At 40.4% G+C, this 15,723-nt stretch carries 11 protein-coding genes; all 11 read right to left on the bottom strand.

Annotation, left to right across the window (positions count from 1 at the left end):
- Positions 1-55: 55 nt before the first annotated feature.
- The 11 genes from JJN12_RS13735 to JJN12_RS13685 all read right to left on the bottom strand — a co-directional run bounded on the left by JJN12_RS13735 (position 56) and on the right by JJN12_RS13685 (position 15,656).
- Positions 56-3,733 carry a polysaccharide lyase 8 family protein gene (locus JJN12_RS13735; protein ID WP_208430215.1) on the bottom strand — a complete coding sequence of 1,226 codons (3,678 nt, stop codon included), beginning with the start codon at positions 3,731-3,733 and terminating at the stop codon, positions 56-58.
- A gap of 57 nt (positions 3,734-3,790) precedes the next feature.
- Positions 3,791-4,594, bottom strand: a complete 804-nt coding sequence (locus JJN12_RS13730; protein WP_208430214.1) for a gluconate 5-dehydrogenase — start codon at positions 4,592-4,594, stop codon at positions 3,791-3,793.
- 9 nt (positions 4,595-4,603) lie between these two features.
- The gene (kduI, locus tag JJN12_RS13725) at positions 4,604-5,446 is read right to left on the bottom strand and encodes a 5-dehydro-4-deoxy-D-glucuronate isomerase (protein ID WP_208430213.1); all 843 of its coding nucleotides are present in this window, start codon (positions 5,444-5,446) and stop codon (positions 4,604-4,606) included.
- Between the two features lie 114 nt (positions 5,447-5,560).
- Positions 5,561-6,349, bottom strand: a complete 789-nt coding sequence (locus tag JJN12_RS13720; RefSeq protein ID WP_208430212.1) for a carbohydrate-binding protein — start codon at positions 6,347-6,349, stop codon at positions 5,561-5,563.
- 21 nt (positions 6,350-6,370) lie between these two features.
- Positions 6,371-7,576, bottom strand: coding sequence for a glycoside hydrolase family 88 protein (locus tag JJN12_RS13715; protein ID WP_208430211.1), 1,206 nt, complete (start codon positions 7,574-7,576; stop codon positions 6,371-6,373).
- Between the two features lie 94 nt (positions 7,577-7,670).
- Positions 7,671-9,677, bottom strand: coding sequence for a heparinase II/III family protein (locus tag JJN12_RS13710; RefSeq protein ID WP_208430210.1), 2,007 nt, complete (start codon positions 9,675-9,677; stop codon positions 7,671-7,673).
- Positions 9,670-11,082 carry a sulfatase family protein gene (locus JJN12_RS13705; protein WP_208430209.1) on the bottom strand — a complete coding sequence of 471 codons (1,413 nt, stop codon included), beginning with the start codon at positions 11,080-11,082 and terminating at the stop codon, positions 9,670-9,672. The genes JJN12_RS13710 and JJN12_RS13705 overlap by 8 nt, the downstream gene beginning before the upstream one ends.
- Positions 11,083-11,970 carry a carbohydrate ABC transporter permease gene (locus tag JJN12_RS13700; protein WP_408610928.1) on the bottom strand — a complete coding sequence of 296 codons (888 nt, stop codon included), beginning with the start codon at positions 11,968-11,970 and terminating at the stop codon, positions 11,083-11,085.
- A gap of 30 nt (positions 11,971-12,000) precedes the next feature.
- Entirely contained in the window at positions 12,001-12,909 is a 909-nt protein-coding gene (locus tag JJN12_RS13695) for a carbohydrate ABC transporter permease (RefSeq protein ID WP_208430207.1), read from the bottom strand.
- Between the two features lie 179 nt (positions 12,910-13,088).
- A complete protein-coding gene (locus JJN12_RS13690) occupies positions 13,089-14,426 on the bottom strand; it encodes an ABC transporter substrate-binding protein (RefSeq protein WP_208430206.1) in 1,338 nt (445 codons plus the stop codon).
- A 141-nt stretch (positions 14,427-14,567) separates the two neighbouring features.
- Complete coding sequence (locus JJN12_RS13685; RefSeq protein ID WP_208430205.1) at positions 14,568-15,656, bottom strand: substrate-binding domain-containing protein; 1,089 nt, start codon at positions 15,654-15,656, stop codon at positions 14,568-14,570.
- Positions 15,657-15,723 lie beyond the last annotated feature (67 nt).

Genomic DNA, 15,723 nt, shown 5'->3' with positions numbered 1-15,723 from the left:
TTTATTTATTAACAACAGGATTTATTTAAGTAAAACGTACTTCATAAAAGTACTTCTACTTACCAAGTTTATTAGGTAAAATCAGGTAGTCTGAACCCTTTGATATTTTAAGAGTTATCACTCCCTTGCTCACAGCATTTACTTCACTTCCGCTAGCTTTTTCTATCCTGTTTTTCTTCTCATTGTATTTATATACATAGAGCTTTGTATTCCTTGGATATTTAAAGAGCTTATCGTGTAGCTTAATGGTAGCAGTAGCAGGGAATTTACCCCTATATGTGAATGAAACCACAGTTCCATTCTTACCTTTAAGCAATGATTTTAAAGGCTTTATCTTGGCTGATGGAATAACCTTTAAGCCTAAGCCAAGGTCCTTAAACTTACTCTTAGAAGCCGCAAGTTCCTTTCCGCTTATAAACCATGAGTAAATCACCTTCTTTTTCTCATCTCTTACAGAAAGGCTCAAATCAGCCGGCTCCTTCGCAGCCTTCTTCAGTGTGATCTTTTTAACCAATATCTTGGAAAGTTTCTTAATACCTTTCTTTACCTCAGCCTTTGTAAGGTTAAAGTTAAGCCTTATCTTTTTAAGTGCAGTATTCTTCTTTTCTCTGGCAGCGTTATTGCTACTTCCATCTATCACCTTACCCTCAGGTGTCTTATCATCGGCAACCTGAACTTCAGGTGTAGAATGTTTCTTGGCAGGAATTACAGGGATTACAGGAATACCTGTAGTCTCAGAAGACTTATTTGTTTTTAATCTTACCACAGCATAAGAGGTATCACCGTTTTTACCTGCAGTATTTACAACAAGATGAACCTTTCCGTTATTTGCGGCTACAGTAACATTAGGATCTGCACTGATAACCTCACCAAATTCCTTGTCGATGTCTACTTCAATTGTACCAAGATTTTTCATGGTAGGATCGGATACCCCGATTTCAACCACATCACCACTTTGCTTCACAATGATTGATGCCTTCTTATCAGAACTTATGCCACTTACACTTGCCACCTTGTCCTGCCAGAAGTTTGCACCGATTACGCTCTTGTTCTTGTAGCCTACAGCCTGTACTTCATCGGTATTTGCAAGGATTTCTACAGAAGGATTCTTCTCATATTCCTTCATCTCTTCCTCAGTTCTACCCGGAAGAATTACATATGAATACTCGGCATTCTGAGGATTCTTGCCATGGTCAAACCACAGTTCAAAGTAGTTTTTAACTACATCCGCAGTAGCTGTAAGGTTGATATTGCCCCAGTTACCTGTGCTGGCTGCTATCCTTGCCTTTAACTCTCCCGCTTCCTTAGGGAAATAGAATCCAACCTTATCTCCCTCTACATTGCCCTCAAGGTGAACCCACTTAACATTCTCAAGCGCCTTTCCTTCCATGGAAGCCACTCCTGTTCCAAGGCCTTCACCCTTTACAATCTCAGCCACATTTACATTAACAGGTGTGAGTTCAAGCTTATTCCCGTTCAATGTAATCTGATTTGATGCAGTATCATTTAGCTTCCTATTTTCAACAGTTGTTTCTGTGATAAAATTGCTGTCTTTATCATTTATTCCTGAACCTAAGCATACTATTTCATCACCAAACATAAAGTATGACTTTAACGCTCTAAGATTAGGCTCATAAGGTGTCTTTGAGTCATTTTCTCCTGAAAGTGACATACCGTTTATACCATAGCCACCAAGCTCACTTCCGCCAACCCAGGCCTCTTTAGATGTATAATCTCCGTCCTGATAGAAGCCGCTGCTATCCTTTACGCCATTTCCTATATTCTTTGACACAGTTGTAGTTCCCGGTAAGCGGAAAGGATTGATGGTATTCCAGTAATTATCATTGTAGTAACTGGTATCCTTGCCATAAAGATAGGTCATACCATCACTCTGATGCCATCCATAGAGATTCTCGCCGTTCATAATCTCAGTATTTAAGATTCTTTCAGAATACATACTGAGGGCAAAGAGCCAATTGTCAGTTCTGTGAACTGCCCTATCCATCAGAGGATAGTTCTTATGAGCTCTTTCAACAACTCCTGAAATACCTGCATTTCCGATTATTTCCTGAGCCTTTTGCTTTACAACGATTTCATTAAGTTCTTTTAGGGTTCCAACAAACTCAGAGTCTGCAGCCAGCCAGTTCTTAAGATAGTTCAATAATGTCTGTCGTCCGGTTTCACTAACAGTGTCTAGTGACTTGATAATATATGTCATTACCTGGCGTCCAATTGATTTGTCAGTAACCATTTCTCTTGAGACAGCTCTGCCTCTTAAGTTATCTAACATTAAACCATTGTAAACACCCATACCATAGGTTTTTACAAAGATATTCTCCAATATATTTGCCTTGTCAGAGCTGAACTGCCAAGGAGAATTGCTTAAAATTGCTGATATATTCACTATACCCTCAAGTACTACTATTCCGTAAGAACCTGCATAAGGAGTACGTGAGTGGTCTATATAGGAACCGTCCTTATAATATCCGTTTGGGTAGCCTTTTTCAGCAAGTTTTGTACTATCCTCAACTGAAACAAATTCAAGCACAGAGGATGAGGCTTCACTTGCAAGATACACAGACTCATTGTCTTCAAGCAATAAACCTATTCCAAGTGCAGTCATCGAGTTATCCACTCTATTTGCCGCATACTGCATGCGATATCCTAGTACATGAGTAGAGCCTGTGCCAATAGAGCCACCATGATAAGGGTCAGGCTGGAAGAATCTAACTCCCTCAGTGAACTTTTCTTTCTGCTCCTTGGTTAAATCATCCGCTAAAAGTATGAGGGTAGGAACTATATCCTTAGGAATACCTATCTCCCAGGTCCACCAGTTGTCAGTCTGAGACTGTGGACGATAGCAGTTATCTGTCAGCCAATCAAGTATGTTTATCATGTCATTAAGCAAGGCTTTGTTGTTATACAGCGCACCATGCTCCAAACGATATGCTTTTGCCATCAAAAGTACATTCTTAAAGGTCTGTCTGAATTCAACTGCATCCCTTGCAAACTCTATGTTCTTATTACCCTTCTTGCCGATTTCATCAGGCCAAGGAACATCTGCGCAGGCAGACTGTCCCTTATATCTGTAACTATCCCACAATGCCTGAGCCTGTGTGTTTAGACTATTAATTGTCTCCATAATAGCGGCATCATTCGTATCAGGATTTTCTCCTACCAGTTGAGCAGTCCACTTCCCTATAAGCCTCTTATAATCTTCAGAAGTTACTGCCGGAAGATTTTCTTTTGCTGTATATAATACATTTACCTTCCACTCTTTGCTCTTACCCTCGCTGTCAACAGCCTTTGCATATACCACTCCCTTTTCAAAAGCCGTTATAAGTCCACCGTCATCTGTGCTTTCTATCTTTGCTATATGGTCTGTCTTAGCTATACCCTCAGAGCGGTCCCCATCTTTTTCACCGTTCTTTAATTCATCCTTCTTTTTCTTGCTTCCTACGTTTTTAATAGGATTGCCATTTGAATCCTTGAAAATAGTAGTCCAGGTGATTGGCTCCTTAAATCCCTCAGGAGTCTTAATTAAGGCTGTACTTCCTTTTACAACCTCAATACTGTTTACTTCACTTTCTGTAGCGCTACTTTTATCCGACATGGTTGTATCCTCCGCCAAAGAAGCCTTTGCAACTACAGGTGTAGAAGGCATAAGTATTTGTGTACATAAAACAAGTGCTAAAATCCAACTGACTTTTTTTCTTACCCCACTAAGTTTCATAACAACCTCCATTAAGAATGTTTTATTTACAGTGAATCTTTACACAGGATTCCTTTGTTAAGGCTGCTTTCCGATGTACGCAAGTATTCCTCCATCCACATATAGGATGTGTCCATTTACAAAGTTTGACGCATCAGATGCTAAAAATACTGCAGGGCCTGCCAAATCTTCAGGCTCACCCCAGCGTGCGGCAGGAGTCTTGGCAATTATAAATGAATCAAAAGGATGTCTTGAGCCGTCTGCCTGCTTCTCTCTAAGAGGAGCTGTCTGAGGCGTAGCAATGTAGCCCGGTCCTATTCCATTACACTGGATGTTATGCTCGCCGAATTCAGATGCGATATTCTTGGTAAGCATCTTAAGGCCACCCTTTGCTGCTGCATAAGCACTTACAGTCTCTCTTCCAAGTTCGCTCATCATTGAGCAGATATTGATTATCTTTCCATGTCCCTTTTTAATCATGCTTGGTATTACAGCCTTTGACATGATGAAAGGTCCGTTTAAGTCAATGTCTATTACCTCTCTGAACTCTGAAGCCTTCATCTCACACATAGGTATGCGCTTGATGATACCTGCATTGTTGACAAGAATGTCGATGATTCCAACCTCTTTTTCAACCTTTGCTACCAGCTCTTCCACTGCATCCTCATCTGTTACATCGCATACATAGCCGTAGGCCTTTATTCCCTCTTCCTTGTAAGCCTCAATTCCCTTTTCCACAAGTTCTTCTCTTCTGTCGTTAAACACTATGGTCGCACCTGCAGAAGCAAGTCCCTTAGCTATGGCAAAGCCTATTCCGTATGAAGCACCTGTAACAAGTGCCACCTTTCCTGTCAAATCGTACTGTTTCATTATGTTTTCCATACTCTTCTCCTATCTCAAATCAGTAGTTGCTATATTGTCCATATCATCAAATGCCTGGTTTTCTCCACCCATAGCCCATATAAAGGTATAATTAGATGTTCCTGCACCTGAATGTATGCTCCAGGATGGTGATATCACAGCCTGTTCATTCTGCATTACAATATGTCTTGTCTCCTGTCCCTCACCCATCATATGAAAGACAACCTGATTCTCAGGTACTTCAAAGTACATGTAGATTTCCATTCTTCTCTCGTGTGTATGCGCAGGCATGGTATTCCATACACTTCCCGGCTCAAGTACTGTCATTCCCATTGAAAGCTGGCAGGTCTTAAGTACATCAGGATGAATGAACTGATTAATTACTCTTTTATTAGATGTCTCCATACTTCCAAGAGGCTTTTTTGCAGCCTTTTCAATAGATATGAAAGTGGTCTTGTATGAGGTATGGGCAGGTGCACTTACCATATAAAATTTAGCAGGATTTTCAGGAGAATTGCTTTCAAATGTCACTTCCTTTGTACCCTTTGTAATATAAAGGCAGTCCTTGTAGCCCATTTCAAAAACTTCTCCATCCGCCTTTATCTTACCTGCCCCGCCTATATTGAAAATACCTATTTCACGTCTTTCAAGAAAATAGTCTGTACCGAAGTTTGCCCATACATCTATGCCCTTGCTGATGGAAACTGCCTCATTTACAGGCATACAGCCAAGTGTCACCATTCTGTCAACGTGAGAATATACTGCAACTACCTCATCCTTTTTATACAGATTCTCAATAAGGAATTCTCCCCTTACTTCCTCTGTGGTATAACGCTTAAAATCTCTCTGATTAACCGAATATCTAATATCCATTTCATCCTCCTATTATAATTTATAGAGTATTTCTACTCCTTAGCCATTTTAGTAATACTTGTAATTTGTCCATTTCTTAAAGGGCTGTTTCCTACTCATATTTAGCCTATGTTTCTACGCTTCCACTCCCCAGGCCTCTATCTGAGTGAGGGCTGGGAAAGGTGATTCTCCTTCAGCTTTTATAAGCTTGTCAAGGACAAAGCTTTTAACCTTCTTTTCCTTTATCTTAAAGCACTGTGGCTTCTCTGACTTTTCAAGCTTTAATACCTCTTTGCTTCCGTCATCAAAGGTTACTGTTGCGCTTATCCAGTAATTATCGTGTGGATAATCTGCTCTTAGGGTAAGCCTAAGCTCTCTAATCACTACCTCTCTTCCAAAGTCCACAGTGAGAGCGGCATTAGGATCTCTGTTTATGCCCCAGCTCTGATAAGGATACCTTCCATGTGAAGTATTGGCATACATTCCATCAACTGCATTTCTGGCTGCAAACACTGCCTCTCCTCTTGTTTCCACATTGGCTGATGCGTGAGGGAAAAATGTAGAGTTTTCGTGCTGGTCATATACATTTAAGACCAGATTTTTTTCCTTTGCAATCTCTTCCTCTGTAGCATAGCGTGCCTCTATATAGTGCATTGCACCTGTAAAGCTCTTTGGTGAATAATTAGGTCTGTTGTTAGCAGGTGGTATAAAAAATGCTACATTTCTTTCTGGTGCATAGATAAATGCTTCTCTCATACTGTCTTCAAAGCGTACTACACAGTATCTTCCTGCCCTATCCGTATCAAGCACTATCCTGTCTCCGTCAAGGTATTCGCTTGTATACACAAGCTCTGCCCTATCCTCGCCTTCAAAACCGCAGGCCTTTTCTCTTTCATCCTTACCAACAATCTTTAGTTTAATCATTATTCTACTCCTGTAGTTGTTTTACCAGTACATCTTCCAATCAGGTCTTGCAAGCCTTGTGAGAGCTTCCATAAAAAAATAATCTCCCCATATTACACATTCATCTACACCTCTGTTCTTACAGGTGTTATAAGGTGTCTTTCTCGCATAGGTACCATGGAGGAGCTGTCCGTTGGATACAGACTTATTCTTTACCTGATAGTTCTCTATAAGTGAGTGCATAAGCTTCTTTGCAACCGATATATAATAAGCACTCTTCTCTTCATCAAGGTACTTGCTCATTTCAAGGAAACCGCAGATTGCTATTGCCGCTGAAGAAGAGTCTCTTGGCTGTTCTGACTCATCCCCGTCACCAAAACATAAATCCCAGTATGGGCAAAGATCCTTTGGAAGGTGGCTAAGGAAGTATCTTGATACTCTTTCAAAATATTTAATGTACTCAGGATCTCCTGTATTCTTATAAGCAATTGCAGTGCCATATATGCCCCAAGCCTGTCCTCTCGCCCAGGCAGACGCGTCCTTATAACCCTGGCAGGTAGCTCCGTGTGAGAATTCACCACTGTCTGGATCAAAAAATATGGTGTGCCAGGTAGAATCGTCATCTCTTATTACGTGCTTCATAGTGGTGAGAATATGATTTTTAGCTATATCAGCGTAGTGACCATCCTTTGTTTCCTCACTTGCCCAGTATAACAGAGGTACATTTAACATACAGTCTATGATGAGCCTTGCATTGTCTCTCGCCCACATTTCTCCCCAGGCCTGGATGTACTTTCCTTCAGGACGGTATCTGCTTACAAGCTGGTCTGCAGCCTTAAGAGCTGCTTCCTTTCCATTTTCATAGCCTAACAGACGGTAGGCGGCAACACAGGAAGGTATATATAAAAATCCCATATCATGGTGGTCTATATAATGCCTAATGTTGATTCTCTCTAAGAATGAATCAGCCTGCTTCTTCCCTGCTCTTTCAAATAACGCCTTGTCTTCAGGATTTGCAGCATTCTCGTATGCAAGCCATACCTCACCTGTCCAGAAGCCACTTGTCCAGTCAGTGTTGATATCAGGCTTATAAAAATTCTCCTCGCTGTTGGCTGGAGGAAAATGCTCCTCAAACTCCGGAAGATTGTTCTTTACCTGATTTGTACAGGTATCAAGAGCATTTTTAACCATATCATCCGTAGCTTCCGGATAGTTTTTAAGTAAATCAACATCAATCCATTTTTCCACTTATCCAATCTCCTTTATCTTACCCATAAGACTATAGTCAAACCATAATCTATGATTTTTTTGCTGATTGTAATCTATACAAAGTATAAGTTAACTACCACCTTAAAACTGTCATATACTCAGGTTTTTTATGGAGAGAGGCAGCCATAGTCTGTCCAATTCCATATACTCCCTTGATTCCGTTTAAGTCTCTTCCGTTTCCTACATCATCCTTGTATAGCATAACACTGTATTCCTTTTCACCTCTGGATATTAAGTATCCCTGCACCTCATTATCCTTAAGTACGGTTTCATTGGTGAGGTTATAAACTTTCTCTTTGTTTATCACAGTCTTTTCGCCTGCCTGATTCTTTACTATAATTGTAGTAAGAAAATGCGAAGCTTTCGTACTTAACCTAAGAGCCTTGCTTTCACCTATATGGTTATAATGCCTTGACACCTTGGCTGTGACTATGTCCTGAGCCACCTCTCCTCTTTCATCAAAGCTCTTTACCACAAACTCACATTTAACTCCCTTGCCTCGTAATTCTCCTGCTTCTTTCTTTAAGTCAATATCTTCTGCAAAGGCAAAATGCTGTGAGAGTTCATTCTTCTTATTTCCTATAATTTCATCACAGATTACGATAATATCAGGCTTTAGGGCAACAACTCTTCTTCTAAGTAAAACTCCTGCTTCCATATAGCCACAGTGTGCACCTTCAAACAGTAAAAATCCGTCCTTTTGATTGAAATAATTTCCGACTGATAAAGGCAGCTTTTCATATATCCACGAATCGGCATTAGGTGCATATTCAAGATTGTTTATTATCGGCACATTGTGAATCTTAGAGCCCTTCAGCTCATATCTTTCTTCTACATGTTTATATGTGTAACGTCCGCTGTCCCTTAGTATCTGTTCACCTTCAAACCACAGCTCTATATGAAGCTTATCCTGGTGTCCATGTCCGCCCCCAAGGCAACCATTTCTAAAATATATAAAATCGGCATCTTCATTATACGAGCTTCTCCAGACAGCCTCTCCACTTTCATCACTTATTTGAAGCCCTCCAATAAGTTCAGTAGTTTCAAGTTTTTCATAGGTTTCTATTCCTTTAGTTCCAAAAAGCCAGGCTCCTTCAAAGTCCAGTTCCTTATATCCCCCTGACTTTAGGCGGGAATCTACAAAAATAACCGCTGACTGGCTTAATAAATCCCTCACATCTGTGTCATCCGAATCTCCTGTCATCAGCTGATGGTGATTAGGATAGGTTCTTACAAGGGTGGCATATGCCATTCTTTTAACAATCTCTCTCTCATCCTCTGTAAATGGCTTATCTCCATAGATTTCAGCCACCCTAAGAACTTCAAGATAGGCTGCAAGCACCTCATTGTGATACATAGGAGAGGACTCCCACTGGAAGCCGTCATCATGTATCTGAGTATGTAAGCCCATTTTAAGGAAATAGATTGCTGTTTTTTTGTATTCTTCATTGTCAAGCACAAGGGAGAGAATGTAAAGTCCTGTATATTCCATCACTCCCCAGTTACTTTTCATTGAGAATCCTTTTTTAGGATTTGCAGCCAAATGCCCTGCGTGTACTAAAAGAGCCTCAAAAAATCTTTTCTTTACATCCTCTGTAATAAGTGGGCTGTCTGCAAAAAGCGCCATAGCTCTCACCCAGTAATCAGCCCTTAGTCCCGTTTCAAGAGTTCTCCAAATCGCTTTATCAGCTTTTTCTATGTCGATGTTCTCATCTATCCAGTCAAGGAGCTGCCCTATAAATGCTTTTACATACTTTTCATTGCCTGTAAGCCTATAGGCCTGTCCCAGGCTTATCCAGTATCTATGCCTGTTTAGCTGAAAGATGAATTCCTCGTCTTCATTTAGAACATAATTCCACTTGATTTTCCTGTCAAAATGTACTACTTCACTCGTGGCTTCCATATCCCACGGAAGCCTGAATAAAAAGGTATTCTCTGCTGTTTCATCAGCTGTCTCCATAACAAGCTTCATCATTTCACCGCAGTTTTTCAAGCAGAAATCTGCTATTTTTAAGGCTTCATCTTTGTCATAACCCAGGTGTTTTTGAAATTCATCCCACAGCAATTCTGTATTATTCATAAGCCGCTTCCCTGCTCCAGTTATCAATAAAGCCGTCATTTTGGCATTTCATCCAGTTTACAACCTTTGCTTCAAGCTCCCTTGCAAGCATTTTATTCTCTTTAGTATCCAAGTCAAGTGGATGAATCTGCTCGGGATCTTGCTGGTTATCATAAAGGTATCTCTTAGGCTTACATATTACATCATAGCCTAATTCAATCACATAGGTATATCTCTTGGTTCTGACACCCCTCCAACCGTAAGTCGCTGGATCCTTACCTGCCTTCTTAAACTTCTCTACAAAGTCAGCCCTGCCGGGACTTGCACAGATGAAGCTTACTCTCTCCTCATCCTCTTCACCCTTTATGAATCTCTGGCAGTCTTCGCCCTCTACCGTATCAGGTATAGGACAGTTTAATAGCCCAAGGATGGTCGGCATCATATCCTGGCTTCCTATGCAGGTGCTGCATCTTCTGTTATCATTTCCCGGAATATGCACGACAAATGGGATTCTAATTGACTCCTCATACCACACATGTTTTCCCATAAGTCCGTGCGAACCCATCATATCTCCATGGTCAGCCGAAAGAATGACTAGGGTGTCATCATATAGGTCATTTTCTTTAAGATAATCTATTATTCGCCCAAACTGCTTATCCAGTCCGCTTATAGCTGCATAATACTGCTTCGTGGTAAGAGTCATTTCCTCCTCTGTCATTGGTGCCTCTTCACCTGTGTGGTGATGAATCCCTCCTAAACGGACATTATTTTTAAGCTTGACATCGTCATAGAGCTTAAGATATTCTTCAGGAACCTCACTATATATGCTATGTGGAGGATTCCAAGAAATGTAAAGGGCAAAAGGCTTTGATTTATCCCTCTTTTCCTCCAGATATTCAATCGCCTTATCAGTCTCATGTTCCGGAGACCACTGATGAATTTGAATCATTTCATCGGTATTCTCCCAGTAATGAGGTGATAAATGCTTATCGAATGTTCCATAAGAATACCAGTAGTCAAATCCATGTCTTCTGACACCGGGAGGAGTATAGGCATCCCAGTTTCTGGCTCCCGACTTTGGCTCAGCACAGTAGGTCTGTTCAGCCTCATCCAAGTGCCATTTTCCGATATAGGCCGTATCATAGCCTTCCTTCTTAAGTACATCTCCCACGCAGATTTCTTCATCTTTAAGCCTTAAAGACAAGCCCTTCTTGCAGTTGGTGAAAAACCCTGCGGAGAGAGGATATTTTCCAGTCATAAGGCTTGCTCTGTGAGGAGAGCAGACAGGAAAGGTACTAAAAGCATGGTCGCAGTAGGTCGATTCCTCGCAAAACCTGTCCATAAGCGGAGTTAGCACAGGATCTTCCTTTGCATATCCCATGGCTCCCACTCTCCATTGATCCGCAAAAACAAATATCAGATTCATTTAGCCCTTTACGCCTCCTGTTATACCACCAATAATCTTCTTTGACAGACCTATGTAAAGAACAAAGGTTGGAATAAAGACAATGATTACGGATGCGAAAAGTCCTGACCAATCACCGCTGTACTTCATTCCGTTAATCATAGAGAAGAGTCCCAAAGCTACAGGTCTTAGCTTCTCTGAGTTTACAAAAAGCAGTGAGAGGAAGTACTCATTCCATATAGCTATGAAGTTAAATATTGTAACCGTTACAACGCCGCCCTGTGCAAGAGGGAATACAATCTTCCAGAAAGTCTTTACAGGGTGACAGCCGTCTATGGCCGCGGCTTCTTCATAGGCCTTTGAAATATTGGCAAAATAAGCCATAAGGAAGGTAGTTGTATAAGGTATCTTAACTGCCACAAACAGTACTACAAGTACTATTCTGTTTGAGAATGCATTCCCAAGCACTCCTGTTCTTGCTACCCAGGTATAGAGAGGAATAATAACCATTATAATCGGAATACCCATTGTACCTGCAAGTGCTGATGTTATTGTCTTTCTTCCCCAGAATTCAAATCTCTGAAGTACATAGGCATAAGGTGCGCAAATCAAAATGAGAAATGCACATGACAGGACTGCATAAATAAGGGAGTTGGTAAAGAATACCGACACATTTGACGATACCCAGGCCTTTTTATAGTTTTCAAAATGAATTCCTGTCTTAAATCCAAGAATATCACCTGAAAATATATCTGCTGTAGTTGACAAACTGGCTGCAACTACCCATCCAAGTATAACTACCGTAAAAATAATCCAGGTAATTATAATTATATATCCCGGCAAAAGCTTAATTTCTTTCTTGAAATTAAAAGGCACAGAATTTTTTTCTTTTTTTGCAGTTTTAAACATTTTCATAATCTAACCTTTCGTATTTGACTATTAGAACTCTAAATCATCGTCCCTAATAAATTTGTTGGCAAGCTTGAATATAATCAAGACTAAAACACAAAGAATTATACCAATAGCCGCGCCTGCTCCGGCATCACGGGAAATTATATCTGCCGTTTCCGCTCCAAATACCTTGGTATACATATATACCATAGGAACTACAGTTGAAGTATCCGCTGTAAGTGGAGAGAAGAGTTGTGACCAGATAAAAAATCCTGCTATTCTTATGGACCACATGATAATATTGGTTCTTAATATACCCCTAAGAAGAGGAAGGGTAATATGAAAAAACTGCTGAACTTTATTGGCACCGTCTATTCCTGATGCCTCATAATATTCCTTGCTGACTCTCTCGATACCGCTTATCCATATAAGCATATGATGGCCTATCATTCCAAAGCAGTAGGAAATAAGAAGTGCCCAGAATTTATGTTCTGCATCCAGCCACTGTATTTTAGCAAGGCTCTCCAAGCCCAACATATTAAAAAATGTTGTTAAAAATCCATAAGAAGAATTAAATACATACTGAATCCACATAGTTGCCATTGCTACGGCACTAATTACATTAGGCAGGTAAATTGCTGCCTGGAAAAATCCCTTGAATCTTATTCCGCTTGTCAGGATTATTGCCAGTAATAACGATACGGAAAGAGTTATTACACCACCTATTGTCCATATCTTTCCTATATTGATAAGAGACTGCCTAAACAGTGAAGCATTAAACAAATCAATGTAATTGCCTAGTCCTCTAAATTCCCATCTACTAACCGGGTCTGTAATCTCCACAATTCTAAAAAAGCTCATGATTACAGTTCTGATTATAGGATAGACAAATACTGCAATAAACAATAATGTTGCGGGAAGAGTAAATGCTAAAATCATACTTCTATTGCGCTTCATAAATATTTTCCCTTCTGAACAAACTCCTTTAGTATAAACCCCGGTTTGGGGTAAGTAACTTATAAAACGGGCAGGTCAAATAACGATAAGTTACCTGCCTGCCCCTATTATGTACATTTGTAAATCTAAGTACAAATCACATATTTGTTAAAAACAAAACTATAAATCCTGTCTTAGTCTTACTTTCCTGCAGCTGCCTTCATATTGGCAACGAACTCTGCACCTGTGATCTTACCTGAGTAAAGCTTAATCAAGTTCTCCTTTAATGCAGGTGTAATGTCAGGATTGCTTTCTGCTCCACCCATAATCTCTGTACAGTTGTCAAAGTAAGGCTTTACATCTGCAAGCTGCTCTGGCCAGTTTTTATTCTCTGTATCTGCTGTAATACTGATACTTTCTTTGCCTAGCTTCTCGTCAAATTTGCCTCTTGTCATCTTCTCGATGAATCCAAATGCTGCTTCAGGGTTCTTACACTTTGAAGTAATAGCAAAGCTCTGTCCACCGATAACCATAGCTTCTGTACCGTTGATTCCGTTATTTACCTCGGGATAAGCGAAGAAGCCCCATTCAAAGTCAGGTCCTGTGATGTTCTTAACCTCGTTAACCATGTAGGTTCCTACGCAGTACATAGCAGCCTTTCCTGTTGCAAACTCAGTATTCTGTCCTGTAGGATATACGTTTGATGCAACCAGCTCTGAGAAATATCCCTTGGCCGCAAGGTCTGCGAGGTCGTTAGCTGTCTGTAAAACCTCTGGTCTGTCCCAGCCGTTTTCATTAACTATTTTCTTCAAGCCTTCACTTCCTACAAGTCTTCCAAGGTGCATACCAAATGCCTGTGGCACGTAGGCATCATCAGTAGTAATAGGTGTGATTCCGGCATCTTTAAGCTTCTGACAAGCAGTTAAAAACTCTGACCAGTTAGCAGGTGCCTTCTCGATTCCTGCCTGTCTGAAAAGCTTTTTATTGTAAAGATATGAATTAGCCTTAAACTGGAAAGGTATTTCTTTAAGCACTCCATCATTATAGCTTCTGAAAAGTTTCATCATAGTAGGGTTGGAGCGTGGCTCGTAATTATGCTCCTTAACTAAATCCTCAAGACTTATAATACGGTCACCGTAATTACTCTTATTTCCGGCACCGTCAAAGAAATCTATCTGCTGGTTTGCATCAAGAGCAGGAATCAAGCCTTCTTTAATTCCCTTACGTCCCTTAAACTCAACCTCAATATCAATACCGGTCTCCTTCTCATAGTCCTCAATAGCCTCAGCAACTACCATTCCCTGTGGCTCTGTAGCTTCCCAGCTTGACCAGTATACGAGCTTTACCCCGCTATAATCCTTAGCCTTTGTGCCTGAAGCAGTGCTTGTCTTAGCAGAACTTGTTGCTGCTGACTTTGCTGCACTTGCAGAAGCTGATTTGTCTGTCTTTTCTGAGCTTCCACATCCTGTAAGTGCGGATACTATCATAGCTCCTGAAACAACTGCAACCCCAATTTTCTGTAACATTTTCTTTCTCATCAAAAAATCCTCCTTTTTATTGATGTTTACATGTATATGATTTTTGTACATCCCTTTTGTTTGATTTTATGTACAAACATTTCATACCAACTTAAATCTTGCCCGCCCCACATCCGGTTAAGCCTCATTTGAACAAATATTTTACTGAACGTTATACAGTTCCGCATTGTTTTCAAGCGCTATGTCAATCTTACATAGCATTACATCCGGCACCTGTAATTTTTTAATGAGGCAGTCAACCATTGCATTAAATGCCATATAGCCTTTTTTATAAGGATTTTGATCTATAACTGCCACCATTTTCTTTTGCTTAAGAAACTCAATCGTTTCCTCATTTAAGTCGGTACCTATTATAGAAACTCCGGATAACTTATCTCTTCTTTCAAGTGCTTCGACAAAGGCCACATTATCATGTGATGTAAGCGCATACATAAGACAAATATCGTCATACTTATCAAGAGCCTCACAAGCATTGCGGTATAACTCTCCCTTGCGGTTCATCTTCCTAGTGTAGCCCTTTACAATCTCTAAGGTAAGCCCCGGCTTATTCTCTCTTATGTAATCACAAAAACTATTTAGTCTTCCTTCGTGAATCTTAGAATCAGAACGTCCCCCTGATACAAGCACCCTGCCCGTTTCAGGTGTAACTAGGGAAGCAAATTCTGCTGCAACCTTTCCTACCTGAACTTCTCTTGGGTGAATGCACATAAGCCCTTCAGGTGTGGTGATATGATCATCTATAACCAAAACCTTAATATTAAGCGCCAGCAATCTTTGTAGCTGCATAAGAATCTCCGGCGCCCTTGTAAATGAAAGTGTTATAACTCCCCCATAGCTGTCAGAACCTTCTCCTGCTATCTCCTTAAGCTGTGTAAGCTGTTGTTCTTCGTCATCACATACAAAAGGAATTATTTCAACATTTAATCCCTTCAATTCCTTTGCACTTTTTTTAATTCCAAGCCAGATGTAGTCGAAGTACATTTTCTTCTCCCACTTACCCTTCGGGAGAACCACCGCCACCCTCTCGGTCTTTCTCTTAATCGAAGCTGCGGCATAGTTTTCTACATACCCCATTTCCTTGGAAGTCTCTATGATTTTGGCACGAAGCTCGTTGCTCACTCCCTCTTTACCCTTAAGTGCTCTGTGAACAGAAACCGAAGATACTCCTATTTTTTTTGATATGTCTTTTATCGTAACCATAGCTGAAGCCTTCTTCTTAAAATCATCCATTTCCATCCGATAAGCATAAGTTATAATAATCTTTGCTTATCTTTTTGTGAAAACAAATTAACGTTTA

Origin of the sequence: Catonella massiliensis, from assembly GCF_016651435.1 — a bacterium.
Classification (GTDB): domain Bacteria; phylum Bacillota; class Clostridia; order Lachnospirales; family Lachnospiraceae; genus Catonella; species Catonella massiliensis.
Note: the sequence above shows the minus strand (reverse complement) of the source record. Positions and strands in the feature narration are given on the sequence as shown.